The organism is Novosphingopyxis sp. YJ-S2-01 (genome assembly GCF_016093175.1).
GTDB lineage: Bacteria > Pseudomonadota > Alphaproteobacteria > Sphingomonadales > Sphingomonadaceae > Novosphingopyxis > Novosphingopyxis iocasae.
On sequence record NZ_JAEDAI010000001.1, the window covers coordinates 361,637 to 377,673 of the forward strand.

Annotated in this window: 14 protein-coding genes; 9 read left to right on the forward strand and 5 right to left on the reverse strand. The window is 64.5% G+C overall.

Features of this window, described 5'->3' with window-relative positions; genetic code table 11:
- The first annotated feature begins 228 nt into the window (after positions 1–228).
- On the forward strand, positions 229–1,236 hold the full coding sequence (locus I6A82_RS01685) for a DNA topoisomerase IB (RefSeq protein WP_198093465.1): 1,008 nt from the start codon (positions 229–231) through the stop codon (positions 1,234–1,236).
- Positions 1,237–1,269: 33 nt separating this feature from the next.
- On the opposite strand, the gene I6A82_RS01690 is transcribed toward I6A82_RS01685, so the two are convergent.
- Entirely contained in the window at positions 1,270–1,446 is a 177-nt protein-coding gene (locus I6A82_RS01690) for a DUF1674 domain-containing protein (protein ID WP_187334742.1), read from the reverse strand.
- A gap of 105 nt (positions 1,447–1,551) precedes the next feature.
- Between I6A82_RS01690 and htpX the strand changes: the two genes are divergently transcribed.
- The 8 genes from htpX (at position 1,552) to I6A82_RS01730 (ending at position 11,832) form a co-directional block, all read left to right on the forward strand.
- A complete protein-coding gene (gene htpX / locus I6A82_RS01695) occupies positions 1,552–2,493 on the forward strand; it encodes a zinc metalloprotease HtpX (protein WP_198093466.1) in 942 nt (313 codons plus the stop codon).
- Positions 2,490–3,767: an RsmB/NOP family class I SAM-dependent RNA methyltransferase gene (locus I6A82_RS01700; protein WP_198095443.1), complete on the forward strand. Its 1,278-nt coding sequence runs from the start codon at positions 2,490–2,492 to the stop codon at positions 3,765–3,767. The genes htpX and I6A82_RS01700 overlap by 4 nt, the downstream gene beginning before the upstream one ends.
- 82 nt (positions 3,768–3,849) lie before the next feature.
- Positions 3,850–4,515, forward strand: coding sequence for a ribulose-phosphate 3-epimerase (rpe, locus tag I6A82_RS01705; protein WP_187334744.1), 666 nt, complete (start codon positions 3,850–3,852; stop codon positions 4,513–4,515).
- Positions 4,512–6,233 carry a heparinase II/III family protein gene (locus I6A82_RS01710; protein WP_198093467.1) on the forward strand — a complete coding sequence of 574 codons (1,722 nt, stop codon included), beginning with the start codon at positions 4,512–4,514 and terminating at the stop codon, positions 6,231–6,233. Before rpe ends, I6A82_RS01710 begins: the two co-directional genes overlap by 4 nt.
- A 4-nt stretch (positions 6,234–6,237) precedes the next feature.
- Entirely contained in the window at positions 6,238–7,827 is a 1,590-nt protein-coding gene (gene purH / locus I6A82_RS01715) for a bifunctional phosphoribosylaminoimidazolecarboxamide formyltransferase/IMP cyclohydrolase (protein ID WP_198093468.1), read from the forward strand.
- Positions 7,828–8,031: 204 nt separating this feature from the next.
- On the forward strand, positions 8,032–9,612 hold the full coding sequence (locus I6A82_RS01720; protein WP_198093469.1) for an NAD(P)/FAD-dependent oxidoreductase: 1,581 nt from the start codon (positions 8,032–8,034) through the stop codon (positions 9,610–9,612).
- A 25-nt stretch (positions 9,613–9,637) separates the two neighbouring features.
- Positions 9,638–10,060 (forward strand): GtrA family protein, encoded by a 423-nt coding sequence (locus tag I6A82_RS01725; protein WP_198093470.1) that lies wholly within the window; start codon positions 9,638–9,640, stop codon positions 10,058–10,060.
- 29 nt (positions 10,061–10,089) lie between these two features.
- Entirely contained in the window at positions 10,090–11,832 is a 1,743-nt protein-coding gene (locus tag I6A82_RS01730; protein ID WP_198093471.1) for a hypothetical protein, read from the forward strand.
- 7 nt (positions 11,833–11,839) lie between these two features.
- Here I6A82_RS01730 and msrB read toward each other — a convergent pair whose 3' ends face one another.
- The 4 genes from msrB to I6A82_RS01750 form a co-directional block, all read right to left on the reverse strand.
- On the reverse strand, positions 11,840–12,343 hold the full coding sequence (msrB, locus tag I6A82_RS01735; protein ID WP_198093472.1) for a peptide-methionine (R)-S-oxide reductase MsrB: 504 nt from the start codon (positions 12,341–12,343) through the stop codon (positions 11,840–11,842).
- A gap of 102 nt (positions 12,344–12,445) precedes the next feature.
- Positions 12,446–13,723, reverse strand: coding sequence for a cytochrome P450 (locus I6A82_RS01740; protein WP_198093473.1), 1,278 nt, complete (start codon positions 13,721–13,723; stop codon positions 12,446–12,448).
- A 135-nt stretch (positions 13,724–13,858) separates the two neighbouring features.
- Positions 13,859–15,091, reverse strand: coding sequence for an ABC transporter permease (locus I6A82_RS01745; protein WP_198093474.1), 1,233 nt, complete (start codon positions 15,089–15,091; stop codon positions 13,859–13,861).
- Entirely contained in the window at positions 15,088–16,029 is a 942-nt protein-coding gene (locus I6A82_RS01750; RefSeq protein WP_198093475.1) for an ABC transporter ATP-binding protein, read from the reverse strand. The genes I6A82_RS01745 and I6A82_RS01750 overlap by 4 nt, the downstream gene beginning before the upstream one ends.
- Between the last annotated feature and the right edge of the window lie 8 nt (positions 16,030–16,037).

Genomic DNA, 16,037 nt, shown 5'->3' on the forward strand with positions numbered 1-16,037 from the left:
GAGCCTCGCCTGCTCCGATATGACATCAACAAAATCAAGTTCCGATTGGCACAAACCAGTTTCGGTTACAAAGTTTCCGGACCTGGCAGCTATCCGTCTGACAGAGTTTCATTTTAAAACAGGATAACCGTCCGGCGAACTTGCGGGTCCAAAGGTGGAACGCATCATCATGGCGGCGGTTTCCATGCTCGCACCGCAGGCTGGCGGCGCGCGTGTGAGGAACGGACCTTGGGTGAAGCGCTGATTTATGTCGATGACGACCTACCTGGCATCACCCGGCAGAAAAAAGGCAAGGGCTGGTGCTATTTCGACCCCGATGGGAAGCGGATCACCGACAAGGATCAGATCGAACGGCTGAACGCCATCGCCTTCCCCCCGGCTTATGAAGACGCCTGGTTCAGCCCCGCCTCCAACGGCCATATTCTAGCGACCGGCTATGACGAAAAGGGCCGCAAGCAATATCGCTATCACCCCGATTTCCGCGCGCAGCGGGAGGGGGAGAAGTTCGAAGCGTGTCGAACCTTCGGCCACAAGCTGCCGCTGCTTCGCGCGCGGCTGGACGAAGACCTTTCGGGCCGGAAGCTGGACAAGGACCGCGTGGTCGCCGCGATGGTGCGCCTGCTCGACCTCACTTCGATCCGCGTTGGCAATGAGCAATATGCCGAACGCAACAAGAGCTATGGTGCCACAACGCTGCGCCGCCGTCACGCCAAGCGCACGGGCCGCAAGCTGACGCTGAGTTTCAAAGCGAAATCGAACAAGCATCGCGAAGTGGCGATCACCGATCGCAAGCTGCTGGCAATCGTAAAGAAGATGGAGGACCTGCCCGGCCAGCATCTGTTCCAATATATCGACGATGACGGGGAACCGCATGCGGTACAGAGTTGCCATGTGAATGACTATATCCGCGACAGCATGGGCGAAAGTTTTTCGGCCAAGCATTTCCGCACCTGGTCCGCCTCGGCCCACGCTTTCGAATTGCTGGCCGACGGCGAGGGCGACATGACGTTGAAATCGGTGATGGACGAAGTCGCGGCCGATCTGGGCAACACACCCACCATCGCGCGCAACAGCTATGTCCACCCCGCAGTGGTCGCGCTGATTAAGGACGGGCAGGAGGAATGGCGCGAGAAGCTGGAGCTGCCGCGCAAGACCAAATATCTGACGCGGCACGAACGCGGGCTGATCGATTTCCTCGACGGCTGGACCGCCGCGGATATGGTGCCCGAGGACTGAGCGGCATGTCCGCGCCGCCCGGCCGAGGACGCGTTAGAAATCCCAGCAGATACCTTCGCGTTCCCAGTCGCCATAGCGTACCGGGCTTTTCTCCAGCTCTTCTTTGCGCTCCTCGCTGATCGGCTCCGGCTCCGGCACCGGCGGGCTCGGCGGCAACGGCTCGACCGGATCGAGATGAGGCGGGCGTTTCTTCGCGACGGGACGATCCATCCTGCTTACCTTTCGCTCTGCGCGGCGCCGATTGAAGGGGCGACCATTGCTTCCCATATCGTTCGCAGGGGCTCCCATCGCAAGCGGGGGACGACGAGAGGACTTATGAACCAGTTTAAAACCATGATGCTGCTGGCGGCGCTGACCGCACTGTTCATGGCGCTCGGCTTTGCCATTGGCGGGCCGAAGGGTGCGATCTTCGCGCTGCTGCTCGCGGCGGGCATGAACCTGTTCACCTACTGGAATGCCGACAAGATGGTCCTGAAGATGCACCATGCGCAGGAGGTCGACCGGCAGAGCCATCCCGAATATTACGGCCTGGTCGCAGGGCTGGCGCAGCGCGCCGGTCTGCCGATGCCCAAGGTCTATATCGTCGACGATCCGCACCCCAATGCCTTCGCCACGGGCCGCGATCCCGAACATGCCGCCGTCGCCGCCACCAGCGGCCTGTTGAACATGCTGAGCCGCGAGGAAGTGGCCGGCGTGATGGCGCATGAGCTGGGCCATGTGAAGAACCGCGACACGCTGATCATGACGATGGTCGCCACCATCGCGGGTGCGGTCTCGATGGTCGCCAATTTCGGCCTGTTCTTTCGCGATCGCAGCGCGGGCATGGCCGGTCTTGCCGCCGTCATCATGGCCCCCTTCGCCGCGATGATCGTGCAGATGGCGATCAGCCGCACGCGCGAATATGGTGCGGACAAGGCGGGCGCGGAGATCAGCGGCGATCCTAACGCCCTCGCCAGCGCGCTTGAAAAAATCTCTCGCGGCGCGCAGGCGATCCCGAACCATGCTGCCGAGCGCAATCCTGCCGCGGCGCAGCTCTACATCGTTCCTGTGGGTATCAAGCAGATGTTCTCCACCCATCCTGCCACCGAAGACCGGATCGCGAAGCTGCGTGCCATGGCGGGATCGCCGCGCACGCCCGCCGTCGATCGGCTCCGCAGCGACATGTATGGCAAGCGTGTGCCCGAACCCACCGTACCCAGCAGCGGAGCGGGCAAACGCGCCCGCAGCGCGCTCGATCCGCTGGGCCGCGGCCGCTGACCTCCTCCGCACCGGTCGAGGGCCTTGGCGCCCGCCGCGCAGCCTTGCGCCTGCTCGACGCCGTGCTGCGCCGGGGCGAATCGCTCGACCAGGCGATGGGCGGCGCGACGCAGGGGCTGAAGCGGCCCGACGACCGCGCGCTGGCGCTCGCCATTGCATCGGAAGCACTGCGCCGCCTGCCCGATCTTGATGCACTGATCGACAGCGCCACCAAGCGCGCGTTGCCGGACGATGCCAAGGCGCGCAGCGTTCTGCGCATCGCGCTGGTGCAGGCGCTGGTCCTTGGCACGCCGCAACATGCGGCGATCGCCACCGCACTGCCGCTGGTCGACGGCGGACCGCGGCGGCTGGTCCACGGCGTGTTCGGCACGCTAATGCGCAAGGGCGCAAAACTGCCCGAAACCCCGCGTCTGCCGGGCGATGTGCAAGAGCGCTGGACCGGCCATTGGGGCGCGGACATGGTCGAAGCGGCAGCGCAGGCCATCGCCGCCCCGCCCCCGCTCGATCTTACCTTGCAATCGCGCGAAGACGCCGCCGTCTGGGCGGAAAAGCTCGGCGGCGTATCGCTCGCCGATCATCATGTTCGCCTGCCCCGCGGCACCGATCTCACCGCCCTGCCCGGCTTCGACGACGGCGCCTGGTGGGTGCAGGACATTGCCGCGTCGCTTCCGGTCCGCCTGCTGGGCGAGGGCAATGGTCGCACAGCGCTCGATTTGTGCGCTGCGCCGGGCGGCAAGACCATGCAATTGGCGAGCGGCGGCTGGACCGTCTCGGCGCTCGACCAGTCCAAGCGGCGACTTGAGCGGCTGCGCGACAATCTGAAGCGCACGCAGCTCACGGCCGAAACCATCGCTGCCGACGCCACCGACTGGCAGCCGCCGCAGCTTTACGATGCAGTTCTGCTCGATGCGCCCTGTTCGGCGACCGGCATCTTCCGCCGGCATCCCGACGTGATCCACCGCATCGGTCCGCGCGACATTGCGGAGCGCGCCGAGCTGCAATCCAGCTTGCTGGACCGCGCCGCCGCTGCCGTCGCGCCGGGAGGCCGCCTGGTCTATGCGGTCTGTTCGCTGGAACCCGAGGAAGGCGAAGCGCAGGCTGCGGCATTCCTCGATCGCCATAGCGATTTCGCCGCCGCGCCCGTCGGATCGGACGAGCTGCCCGGCTTCATCGCGCCGAGCGAAGACGGATATGTCCGGACGCTGCCCACGATGCTGCCCGAGGCTGGCCGGCTCGACGGATTTTTCATCGCGCGGTTCGAAAAAGCGGCCTGATCCACAGAGTTTGCACGATTTATCCACAAAGGCGGTGCCCGTGGCCGTTGCGATGACGGCCCCGCATCGCTAGTTCGCCCCGATGGCCCATCCCGCCGTTCGTATCGCCCCATCGATCCTCTCTGCCGATTTTGCGAAACTCGGCGAGGAAGTGCGCGCCATCGATCAGGCCGGGGCCGACTGGATCCATGTCGATGTGATGGACGGCCATTTTGTGCCCAATATCACGATCGGCCCCGCCGTTGTGAAGGCGCTGAGGCCGCACAGCGACAAGCCGTTCGACGTGCATCTGATGATCTCTCCGGTCGACCAGTATCTGGAAGCCTTTGCCGAGGCCGGCGCGGACATCATCTCCTTCCACCCGGAAGCGGGTGCCCATCCGCATCGCACCGTGCAGTCGATCAAGGCGCTCGGCAAGAAAGCGGGCATCGTGCTCAATCCGGCAACGCCGCTATCGTCGCTCGATTATCTGTTGAACGATATCGATCTGGTGCTGGTGATGAGCGTCAATCCCGGCTTCGGCGGGCAGAGCTTCATCGAAAGCCAGTTGGACAAGATCGCGGAGATCCGCCGCCGCATCAATGAAAGCGGCCGCGACATTCGCCTGGAAGTCGACGGCGGTATCGATGCCGGTACCGCCCCGCGCGCCATTGCGGCGGGCGCAGACGTGCTGGTGGCCGGCACCGCCACCTTCCGCGGCGGCCCCGACAAATATGCCGAGAATATCGCAGGCCTGAGGGGCGAATGACCGGCCAGCGCCGCGAGTCTCCTGCAGAGGAAGGCCGCGCGCTCATGGTGCGGGAGTCCGGCCCTGCGGCGTCCCTTTCCGAACAGCTTGCGGGCCTTTTCTACAAGCTCACCTGGCGTACGCCGCTGCACAATATGCGGCTTACCGGCAAGCTGCCGCCGCGCCTCTACGCCGTTCCGGACGATCCGCTGCCCGGCGATCCGGTGCGCGGCGATGCGCTGCGTGCAGGCCGCTTCCTTTTCCGCGGCATCAAGCTTCCCTTCGATAAGGTGGAGGATCGGCTCGAGAAACTGCCGTCTGATTTCCAGAACTACATCCACCGTTTCGCCTGGCTTCGCGATCTTGCCGCGGTGGCCAGCCGCGCGCAGGGCACCGAAACCGCCGAGCGGTTGATGGACGCGTGGCTCGATCATCATGGCATGAAGGTGGCCGAACCCGCCTGGCGCGCGGACAATTGCGCCTGGCGCTTCGTCAACTGGGCCGCGCACGCGCCCTATATCCTGTCGAGCAGCGATCTGATCTACCGCAGCCGCGTGCTGAATGCGATCGCCCGCAATGCCCGCCATCTGGACCGCGCCGCCCAGCGCGCGCCGGAGGGCCGCCATCGCCTCGTCGCCTGGGCCGGGCTCGTCGCCGCGGCGCTGCTGATCCCGGACGGCAAGGCGCGCAAGATCGTGGGCGAAGCGGGCTTGGAAAAGGCGATCGCGAGCGCGATCTTTCCGGACGGCGGCATCGTCTCCCGCTCGCCGCTTGCCCTGGTGGAGGCGATCCACATGCTCGCGCTGCTGCGCGATGCTTATGGCAAGCGCAAGGAAATGGTCCCTGCCTTCATCGATCAGGCGCTGGAACGCGCGGTACCCGCGCTCACCGGCCTGACCCATGCCGATGGCGGCCTGGGGGCTTGGCAAGGCTCGGGCGTGTTCCCCCCGGACGAACTGAACGCGCTGATCGGAGCCAGTGGCGTGCGTGCCCGCCCTGCCCGGCAGGCGCGCGACTGGGGCTATCAGCGCGTTACCGCCGGTCGCTCCGTCCTGCAACTGGACGCCGCGCCCCCGCCGCTGGCGCGCGAGAGCGCGGTCGGCTGCGCCTCTACATTGGCGTTGGAATTCAGCCATGGGCCGGATCGCATCATCGTGAATTGCGGCGGCGCGGCGCTGGTCGGCAAGCATGTATCGCAAGGCCTTGCCACCGGCCTGCGCTCCACTGCGGCGCATTCCACGCTCTGCCTTGCCGATTCGAACAGCACGTCGATCCTGCCGGGCGGCAAGCTGGGCCGCGGCGTCGAGGAAGTGGAACTGGACCGACGCGAGGGCGAGAACGCCACGCGCATCGAGGCGAGCCATGACGGCTACAGCCGCACCTTCGGCTTCGTCCACCGCCGCCTCCTGATGCTGCGCGACGACGGCATGGAGCTTCGCGGTGAGGATATGCTGCTGCCCGCCGGATCGAAGCGCAAGAAAACCGAGGCGACGCCCTTCGTGCTGCGCTTTCATCTGGGCGACGGGATCGAGGCGCAGGCGACCGAAAACGGCGCAGTGCTGCGTCTTCCGAGCGGCGGCCTGTGGCAATTCCGGCTGACCGGCGGCACGCTGGCCATCGAAGACAGTCTCTGGGTGGATGCCGACGGGCGTCCCCACCCCACCACACAATTGGCGATCAGCGGAGCGGCGGAGGCGGGCGGCAGTTCGCTCGGCTGGCTCCTTAAACATATGGGATGAGACGATGAAGAACGTCACGATCAAGCGGGCCCTCCTCTCGGTGTCCGACAAGAACGGGCTTGCCGAACTTGGCCGCGCGCTCAGTCAGCGCGGTGTGGAGCTGGTGTCGACCGGCGGCACGGCGAAGGCGCTCCGCGAACAGGGGCTCGAGGTCCGCGACATCTCCGATCTCACCGATTTTCCGGAGATGATGGACGGGCGCGTGAAAACGCTGCACCCCAAGGTCCACGGCGCGCTGCTGGCCGTGCGCGACGATCCCCAGCATCAGGCCGCGCTGAAGGCACACGACATCGGGCCGATCGACCTTGTCGTCGTCAATCTCTACCCCTTTGCCGAAACGCTGGCCAAGGGCGCGGACCGGGACGAGATCATCGAGAATATCGACATCGGCGGGCCCAGCATGCTGCGCAGCTCAGCCAAGAATCATGCCTATGTCACGGTGGTCACCGATCCGGCCGATTACGACGCGCTGCTCGCCGAACTGGAACAGCATGACGGCGCGGTAACTCCGGACTTCCGCAAGGCCCAGGCGGCAAAGACCTTCGCCGCCACCGCCGCTTATGATGCGACCATCGCCGGATGGTTCGCCTTTTCCGATCAGGGCGAGAAGCTGCCCGCGAACCTGCTAACCGGCGGGCGCAAGGCGCATGAGCTACGCTATGGCGAAAACCCGCATCAGCACGCCGCGCTCTACATTCCGTCCGCGCCATCCGCCCGCGGCGTGGCGCAAGCCGAGCAATTGCAGGGCAAGGCGCTGAGCTACAACAATCTGAACGACGCCGATGCCGCGCTGGAGCTGGTGAGCGAGTTTCGCGACGGTCCGCCGACGGTGGTTATCGTGAAGCACGCCAACCCCTGCGGCGTCGCCAGCGCGGACAGCCTGATCGAAGCCTATCGCGCCGCGCTGGAATGCGACAGCGTGTCGGCCTTCGGCGGCATCGTCGCGGTCAATCGGCCGCTGGACGGCCCGACCGCCGAAGCGATCACCGAGATCTTCACCGAAGTGGTTGCCGCACCCGATGCCGATGATGCAGCAAAGGCGGTGTTCGCCAAGAAGAAGAACCTGCGCCTGCTGCTCACCGGCGATCTGCCCGATCCCGCGCGCGCCGGCCTCATGATGAAGAGCATTACCGGCGGCATCCTCGTCCAGTCGCGCGACAATGGCCGGATCGCCGAGGCGGACCTGAAGACGGTGACCAAGCGCGAACCCAGCGAGCAGGAGCTGAAGGACTGCCTGTTCGCCTGGACGGTGGCCAAGCATGTGAAATCCAACGCCATCGTCTATGCCAAGGACGGCGCGACGGCGGGGATCGGCGCGGGCCAGATGAACCGCCGCGACAGCGCGCGCATCGCCGCCGTGAAGGCGCGCGAGGCGGCGGAAACCTATGGTTGGTCGGCCCCGCGTACCGAGGGCTCCGCCGTGGCATCGGACGCGTTCTTCCCCTTCGCCGACGGCCTCCTCGCCGCGGTGGAGGCAGGGGCCACCGCCGTGATCCAGCCGGGCGGCTCGATCCGCGACGACGAGGTCATCGCCGCCGCCGACGAGGCGGGCCTGGCAATGGTCTTCACCGGCATGCGCCACTTCCGGCACTAAGGGCTCCACCCCCAAAAACGTAAGTTCTGAGCCTGTCGAAGCACGGTTCTCGTTCGAGAAACGCCTTTCGACAAGCTCAAGGCTACGGTTCTGACGGCAAGGTTCGCTTACGCCGTAACCCGGAATTAACCATCCGTTAGAAGATTTCCTTCACTGCCTTCGCCAGCCGCCAATTGCTTTGGCCAAAGGCAGGGGAAGGGAATTATGTCGCTCCACAACGAGCCCAGTGGCGAAGGACCGGTCGATGTCGCCATCATCGGCGCTGGCCCGGCTGGGCTGACCGCCGCCTATCTCCTGTCCAAAAAGGGCTACCGCGTCTCGGTTATCGAAAAGGACGAGACCTATGTCGGCGGCATCAGCCGGACGGTGGAGGTCGACGGCTATCGTTTCGATATCGGCGGGCACCGCTTTTTCTCCAAATCGCAGGAGGTGGTCGATCTCTGGAACGAGATTCTGCCCGACGATTTCATCCAGCGCCCGCGCATGAGCCGCATTTATTATGAGGGCAAATTCTACAGCTATCCGCTGCGCGCCTTCGAAGCGCTGTGGAATCTCGGCATCTGGCGCTCCACTCTGTGCATGGCTAGCTATGCGCGCTGGAAGCTGCTGCCCAACAAGCGCGTGCGCAGTTTCGAGGACTGGGTGGTCAACCAGTTCGGCCACAAGCTCTATTCGATCTTCTTCAAGACCTATACCGAGAAGGTGTGGGGCATGCCGTGCGACGAAATGTCGGCGGACTGGGCGGCGCAGCGCATCAAAGGCCTTAGCCTGGGCGCCGCGGTGCTCGATGGCCTCAAGCGGTCGCTCGGCCTCAACAAGCTGAACGACGGCAGCGGGGCGCAGGCCAAGACGCTGCTGGAAACCTTCCGCTATCCGCGCCTCGGCCCGGGCATGATGTGGGATGCTGCGCGCGATTTCGTGCAGTCCAAGGGCAATGAGGTCCGCATGGGCCATGCGTTGAAACAGCTCGCGCAGGATGCGAACGGCCATTGGCGCGTTACCGCGACGAAGGCGGATGGCGGCGAAGCGGTGATCGAGGCACGCCATGTCATAAGCTCCGCGCCGATGCGCGAACTGGCTGCGCGGCTCCACCCGCTGCCCGCCACCAGCCTCAATGCGGCGGAGCTGAAATATCGCGACTTCCTGACCGTCGCGCTGATGATCAAGTCGGAGGACCTGTTTCCGGACAACTGGATCTACATCCACGACAGCAAGGTGCAGGTGGGCCGCGTGCAGAATTTCCGCAGCTGGTCGCCTGAAATGGTGCCGGATGAGAATATCGCCTGCGTCGGCCTGGAATATTTCTGCTTCGAAAATGATGGTCTGTGGTCGTCCAGCGACGCCGATCTGATCGAGCTCGCCAAGAAGGAGATGGCGATCCTTGGTCTCTGCAAACCGGAAGACGTGGTCGGCGGCGCGGTGGTGCGCCAGGAAAAGGCCTATCCGGTCTATGACGACAGCTATGCCGAGAATGTCGCCGCGATGCGGGAGGAGCTGGAAGAGCGCTTCCCCACGCTGCATATGGTCGGCCGCAACGGCATGCACCGCTACAACAATCAGGACCATGCGATGATGACCGCCATGCTAACGGTCGAGAATATCGAGGCCGGTGAACGCATCTACGACATCTGGCAGGTCAACGAAGACGCGGAATATCACGAAGCCGGCAATGAAGGGCAACAGGCCCGCATCGCCGAGGACCGCAAGGCCGCGCTGGCATCCGAACGCGATGTGCCACGCCGCATTGCGGACGATGAGGAAGAGCGGATCGACCGGGCCGCCTGACGCCCGATCCGAAGGAAGCCCGCTTATGGCCCTTCTGCGCCTTGCCCATGCCGGCATTCGCCTCGGCACCCGCGTGGTCTATCTGCGTTATTTAGCCGCGAGCGTGATTGCATTAGCCACGGACGTGGCGCTGTTTCTGCTACTGATCGGCGCGAACGCTCCGCCGACCGCGGCTTCGGTAATCGGCTACAGCGCGGGCATTCTGGTCCACTGGCTCCTCTCCAGCCGCGCCGTCTTTACTGAAGCGCGGGCGAACACCCAAGGCGGCCAGCACCGTCAGCGTATGCTGTTCCTACTCTCTGCCCTGCTCGGCCTGGCTTTGACGGCGCTGATCGTCGCGGCGGGGGGCTGGCTCGGCCTGGATCCACGCCTCGCCAAGCTGCTGGCCATCGTCGTCAGCTTCCAGGCGGTCTGGCTGCTGCGGCGGCACATCGTTTTCGCCCGGTGAGCGAGCCATTTCCAACCCGTCGGCGGTGGGTGGTCGCGGCGATCCTGCTGTCCATGCTGGCGCTGACCGGCTTCTTCGCGCTGTTCCAGAACGGCGGCTTCCGCGCGCTCGACTTCATCGATCCGGATGATGCGCTGCGTCTAGTGGAAGTGCGCGACTGGATGGCGGGACAGAGCTGGTTCGACGTCAGCCAGCACCGCATCAATCCCCCCTTCGGGGGGGAGATGCACTGGTGGCGGTTGCTCGATGTGCCCATCGCTACATCGATTGCCTTCTTCCGCCTGTTCCTCGGCCCGGCGCGGGCGGAACATGTGGCGCTGATCGTCTGGCCGCTGCTGCTCTACGGCCTCTTTCTGCTGATGCTTCGGAGCGCCCTGAAGCACCTGGGCGATCAGGCGTTTGTCTTGACCGGGCTTTTTCTGCCGCTCTCGATGGTGTTCTTGGCGCGCCAATTCTCGCCGCTGCGGATCGACCATCATGGCTGGCAGGTGGTCGCCGCCACGGCCTTGCTCGGCCTGTCGCTCGGCAAGCGCACCGGCCTTCGCGGTCTCCTCGCCGGCCTCGCCATGGCGTTCTACCTGTCGATCTCGCTCGAGGCGCTTCCCTATTTCCTGCTGTTCGGCGGCCTTTACGCCTTTGCCTATTGGCGAAACGCCGAAGGCTGGCCGATGCTGGCCGCGTTCCTGCTCGGCTGCACCGCAGGCGTCATGGTGTCGCTGCCGGCCTCGCGCGGATGGGGCGCGCTGACGGCCGTTCATTGCGACGGGCTGTCCGCACCCTATTGGAGCGCGCTTGCAGGCGGCTCCGTCGCACTTATCCTGGGTGCCGGCGTGCTCGGGCACGCGGGCGCGGCCCGCCGGTTTGGAGTACTCGCACTGGCGGGCGTCGCCGCACTTGCACTGTTCTTCCTGGTCGCACCCGAATGCCGCACCGGCCCGTTCGGCGCGCTCGATCCGCTGGTGCGGCAATATTGGTATCTGAATGTCTTGGAGGGCCTTCCGCTGTGGAAGCAGGAGCCGCTGACGGCGCTTTATAGCGTCCTCCCCTCGCTGATGGGGCTGGCGGGCGCGCTGCTGGCCCTGCGACGGGTGGAGCCGCGGATGCGGGACCGTTGGCGCACCATGCTGATTCTGATGGTGGGCGCCTTCGCCGTCTCGATCGGGGTGTTGCGCGCCATGTATGTTGCGCACGCCTTCGCCATTCCGGGCTGCGCCGTCCTGATCCTTGCCGTCTGGCGATGGGCACGGGGAATCGACAACACGGCGCTGCGCATCCTGGCCTCCGCTGCATCGGTGGCGGTGGTGCCGCTCGTGCCGCTGGCAGTGGTTTCCTATGTCGATGAACTCGTGACGAACGACAGCGAGCAGGAAAGTTCGCTGAAGGTCGCATCCTGTTTCCAGCAGGAGAATATTGCCAAGCTGAACCGGCTGGCGCCCGCGACATTCCTGGCGCCGATCGATATCGGCCCCTCGATCCTCACCGATACACCCCACAGCGTGATCGCTACCGGGCACCACCGCAATCAGGCGGCGATGGCCGAAGTGATTGGCGCCTATTTGGCCAAGGGAAACAAAGCACGGGAGCTAGTTACCGGCAGTCACGCCGATTTCCTGATGATCTGTCAGGGCACGCAGGAGATGGACATTTATATCGAAGCGGCCCCCAATGGCCTCGCCGCGCAGCTTGCGCGCGGGCAAACGCCCGCGTGGCTGGTGCCGGTGCAGCCGGACGGGCTGAAACCCTATCAGGTCTATCGCATCGTCCGGCGCTGAGACCGGATCAGGCGGGGACGAAATCCATCGCCACACCGTTCATGCAATAGCGCTTGCCGGTGGGCGGAGGGCCGTCGTTGAAGACATGGCCCAAATGGCCGCCGCAGCGCGCGCAGCTGACTTCGGTACGCGCCATGCCCAGACTGCGGTCTGTAGAGGTCACCACCGCACCCTTCAGGGGCGCGTAGAAGCTCGGCCAGCCGGTGCCGCTTTCGAACTTGGTCTTGCTGCTGAAAAGCTTGTTGTCGCAGCCGGCGCAGATGAACGTGCCCGCGCGCTTTTCCTTGTTCAGCGGGCTGGAATAAGGCCGCTCGGTGCCGTCCTTGCGCAGGACATTATATTCGGCCGGAGTGAGCTGCTTCTTCCATTGAGCATCGGTCTTGGTGACCGGGAAGCTGCGTGCTTCGGCGGGCGCGGTGCCGCATCCGGCAAAGCCGATCAGAGCGGTTCCGGCAAAGGCAAGGCCTCCCTTGGTGAGGAGATCGCGGCGGGTAGGAATAAAGTGGGTCATGGAAACAATACGCTTCGGGCAAGGAAAATTCCTCAAATCCCGTCCTTTTGTGTTTCCTGCACCCTACCGCACCTTGTTTGACGCCAGCCTGAACATGGCGTCTCAGTAGCGGCTAAGCTCCACATCCATCGCGCGGTAGCCGTGAACGAAGCAAGCCGGCACCCGGTCCGGCTCACCGATCACATTGGCGCGCAGGCGGCGCTTGGCCATTTCCTCCAGGAGAATGCGTACCTGCAATTCAGCGAGCCGCGCGCCGACGCAGCGGTGGATGCCGTACCCGAAGGCAAGGTGGCGGCGTGCATTCTCCCGGTCGACGATAAGCCGGTCCGGATCTTCGAAGACGCTCTCGTCGCGATTGGCGGAGATGTACCAGAGCGCGAGCCGATCCCCTTCCTTGATTTGATGGCCGAACAATTCAGTATCCTGCGTGGCGGTGCGCTTCATATGCGCCAGCGGCGTCTGCCAGCGGATGAGCTCCTGCACTGTATTGGGGATCAGGTCCGGGTTCTGCTCCAGCTTCGCGCGCTCGTCCGGAAACTGGTCGAGCCCGTAAGCATAGGCCGACATGGTGTTGCGCGTGGTGTCGTTGCCGCCCACAATCAGCAGGATCAGATTGCCCATGAAGGTCATCGGATCCATGTCGCGCATCTCCGAATGGATCATGCGGGAAAGCAGATCGGGCGCCTCTCCCGCCTCGAGCCGCTCGTTCCAAAGCTTCTGGAAATAGGCCCCCATCTCGTACATGTGGCCGAGCCGTTCCTGGCGCAGTTCCTCGGTGCGCATTGCCTCGACATTGCCCGCCCAGTCGGACCAGAAGGTGAGCTTGCGCCGGTCCTCCCACGGAAAGTCGAACAGTAGGGCGAGCATCTGCGTGGTCAGCTCGATCGAGACCTGATCGACCCAGTCGAAACTTTGGCCGAGCGGCAGATTGTCGAGGATTTCCGCGGTCCGTCCACGCACATCATCGGTCAGCCGGGTCATCTCGCTCGGCGTAAAGGCAGGCGCGACGACGCGGCGCTGTTCGGTATGTTTGGGCCGGTCCATCGCGATGAACATCGGCATTTCGACCACCTGGTCCTCCGGCAGGTCCTGCGCTTCCTTACCGACCAGCGTGATGCCGGTTGCCTCGGACGAGAACAGGTCTGGCAGCGCCTCGATATGCTGGATCGGCTTGGCCGTGGTTATATTCCAGTAATCGCCATAGCCCGAATCGACGATCTTGTTGATCGGGGCTTCCCGTCGCATCTCTGCAAAAATCGGCTGCCAGCGGTCCTCGGCGTAGATTTCCGGTCGGCTGACGTCCCAGTCATGCGGGGCGGTGTTCACCACCGTATCCTTGGGCGCTTCTTCGGCGGCGGTGGTCTTGAAAGCGGTGGCCATGGCCTCTCTCCTGATCCGGCAGGCGATCGATCGCGCCCGCTCTGATAAGACACCATAGCCTCACTTTACTGACCAAAATGTCAATAGAGTTGCGATCGGCAACTTAATCAGCACGGTAGACAGGTGCTTCCGGGATCAGGCGGCTTTGCGCTTGCCAAACAGAGCGGCCCAAGCACCGCCGCTTGCACCCGACTTCATCACATTGCGCCGGAACAGCATTGCGCTCATCCGCACCACGAGCAGCGCGAACGCTGCCTGTCCGATCAGCGCCACGAGATGCGGCCACAGCTCCGGCACCTGCGCGGCCCGCGCGATCATCGCGAAAGGAGAGGTAAACGGCACGACGCAGGCGATAATTTCGACCGGCTGGCCGATCTTGCTGACGGTGTAGAAGGCGAAACCGAAGACGAACATCTGCAGCATCGTCACCGGCATCGAAAGCGTTTGCACCTCGCGCACCGTGCTGGCCATCGCGCCGATCCCTAAGAACAGCGAGCCCAGGATGAGGTAGGCCATCGCAAAATAGACAATGCCTAAGACAATGAACGCCGGCCAGCCCACTGCAGGGACCGGCAGATTGGGCAAGCCCGGCCCCCAGATCTGCAGCGCCGCGATACCCGCCGCGCCCCATACCGCGATGCCCACCAACGCCATCGCCAGCATGGCGAACAGCTTGCCGATGAACACCGCGTCGATCGGCACGGCGGCTGCCAAGATTTCGATGATCTTGTTCGACTTTTCCTCGACCAGGTTGGAAAGCACCATGCCCGCCAGCAGCATCACCAGAAGGAACAGCAGGAATTGTCCGGCCTGTCCGGTCAGCAGCTGCGCGCGCTGCATGCCGCCCGCGCTCGACTGCACGGTGTCCACCCGCAGCGACTTCAATTGCCCGCCGCCATTCTGGGTCTGGCTGATAAGAAGCGCCAGTTCCGGGCCCAGATTTTGCGCCTGATCCGCTGTCGCGGTGAGTATGGGGGCCGCGAAGCTGCCGCTCAGCACTGCGGCGAGCTTACCCTTGTCCTCGCCTTCTCCGCCGGCCTCCGCCTGATCGGATTCCCGCAGCCAGTCGGCAGCAGGGCGGCCATCGTCCGGCAGGATACGAAGTTCCGGATAGCGTCTTTCGCCCATCGCTTCGGAAAGGCTGGCGCGCGTGGCCGCAAGGGCCTGCGCCTCGCTGGCGGGCATGCTTATGCCGACCACGTCTGCGCCGATATCCTCAGCCACCGAACTGCCGAGCGAGCCGAACAGTACCCCCGCAGCCACCGGAAACAGCGGCCCCAACAGGAACATGAGGAACGCCTTGGATAGGACGACCGCGGTGAAATCCCGCCGGCCGATCACCCAGGCTGCACGCAGTGTCTCGTTCATCGGGCGGCTCCCTCGGCCTGGCTCTGTTGCAGTTCGGCAGCCGCCGCTTCCCCGGCGATGGCAACAAAAGCGTCGTGAAGTCCCGGCCGCTCGATCGACAGTGATCGGATGCCGGCATTGCCTTCGATCAGCGCGCCGAGCAGCGGTTCCGGTCCGCCATCAGGCAAGGTGAAGTGCCACCAATGGCCCTCGCGCTCGGTCCCGGCAGGCAGCGCGCTGCGCCACGGGCCGTCGGTCTCGCGTGTTTCCAGATGCACTTGCGGGCGCAGGCGATCGCGCGCCGCCTCCACGCTGCCGTCGAAGCGCACCTTGCCGCCCGCGACGATCGCGACATTCTCGCAAAGCCGTTCGGCATGGGCGATGACATGGGTGGAGAAAATGACGGTGACACCCGCTTCCGCCTGTTCGCGGATCAGCCGCTCAAGCTTACCCTGATTGATGGCATCGAGCCCGGAAAAGGGCTCGTCCAGCACGATCAGCCGGGGCCGGTGGACGATGGTGCCGAGCAGCTGCACCGTCTGCGCCATGCCCTTCGACAATTCCTTGATCTTCTTTTCGGCGGCATGGCCGAGACCCGCTTCCTCCAGCAACACACGGCCGCGCTTGCGCCCTTCTTCCAGCGGCAGATGGCGCAGCGCGCCCATGAACGCGATGGTATCGACCGCCTTCATCGACTGATAAAGCCCGCGCTCCTCGGGCAGATAGCCGACTTCATGGGCGCGCTTCAGCGGCTTGTTGCTGCCGAGCAGCGTGCGCGTGCCTTCATCGGGATCGATAATGCCGAGCAGCATCCGCAGCAGCGTCGTCTTGCCCGCGCCATTGGGGCCCAGCATGCCGGTGATGCTGCCCTCCGGCACGTTCAGGTCCACCCCGCCCACCGCCGTGGTATTGCCGAACCGTTTGACCAGCCCGCGGGCTTCGATTGCATTGTTCCCCATGCACCCAC

Excerpts from the sequence above, each read along its gene's own strand:
- purH (WP_198093468.1), top strand. The coding sequence starts at position 6,238 with ATGAAGAACGTCACGATCAAGCGGGCCCTCCTCTCGGTGTCCGACAAG.
- I6A82_RS01745 (WP_198093474.1), bottom strand. The coding sequence starts at position 15,091 with ATGAACGAGACACTGCGTGCAGCCTGGGTGATCGGCCGGCGGGATTTC.
- rpe (WP_187334744.1), top strand. The coding sequence starts at position 3,850 with ATGGCCCATCCCGCCGTTCGTATCGCCCCATCGATCCTCTCTGCCGAT.
- msrB (WP_198093472.1), bottom strand. The coding sequence starts at position 12,343 with ATGACCCACTTTATTCCTACCCGCCGCGATCTCCTCACCAAGGGAGGC.
- I6A82_RS01750 (WP_198093475.1), bottom strand. The coding sequence starts at position 16,029 with ATGGGGAACAATGCAATCGAAGCCCGCGGGCTGGTCAAACGGTTCGGC.
- I6A82_RS01740 (WP_198093473.1), bottom strand. The coding sequence starts at position 13,723 with ATGGCCACCGCTTTCAAGACCACCGCCGCCGAAGAAGCGCCCAAGGAT.
- I6A82_RS01725 (WP_198093470.1), top strand. The coding sequence starts at position 9,638 with ATGGCCCTTCTGCGCCTTGCCCATGCCGGCATTCGCCTCGGCACCCGC.
- I6A82_RS01710 (WP_198093467.1), top strand. The coding sequence starts at position 4,512 with ATGACCGGCCAGCGCCGCGAGTCTCCTGCAGAGGAAGGCCGCGCGCTC.
- htpX (WP_198093466.1), top strand. The coding sequence starts at position 1,552 with ATGAACCAGTTTAAAACCATGATGCTGCTGGCGGCGCTGACCGCACTG.
- I6A82_RS01720 (WP_198093469.1), top strand. The coding sequence starts at position 8,032 with ATGTCGCTCCACAACGAGCCCAGTGGCGAAGGACCGGTCGATGTCGCC.
- I6A82_RS01690 (WP_187334742.1), bottom strand. The coding sequence starts at position 1,446 with ATGGATCGTCCCGTCGCGAAGAAACGCCCGCCTCATCTCGATCCGGTC.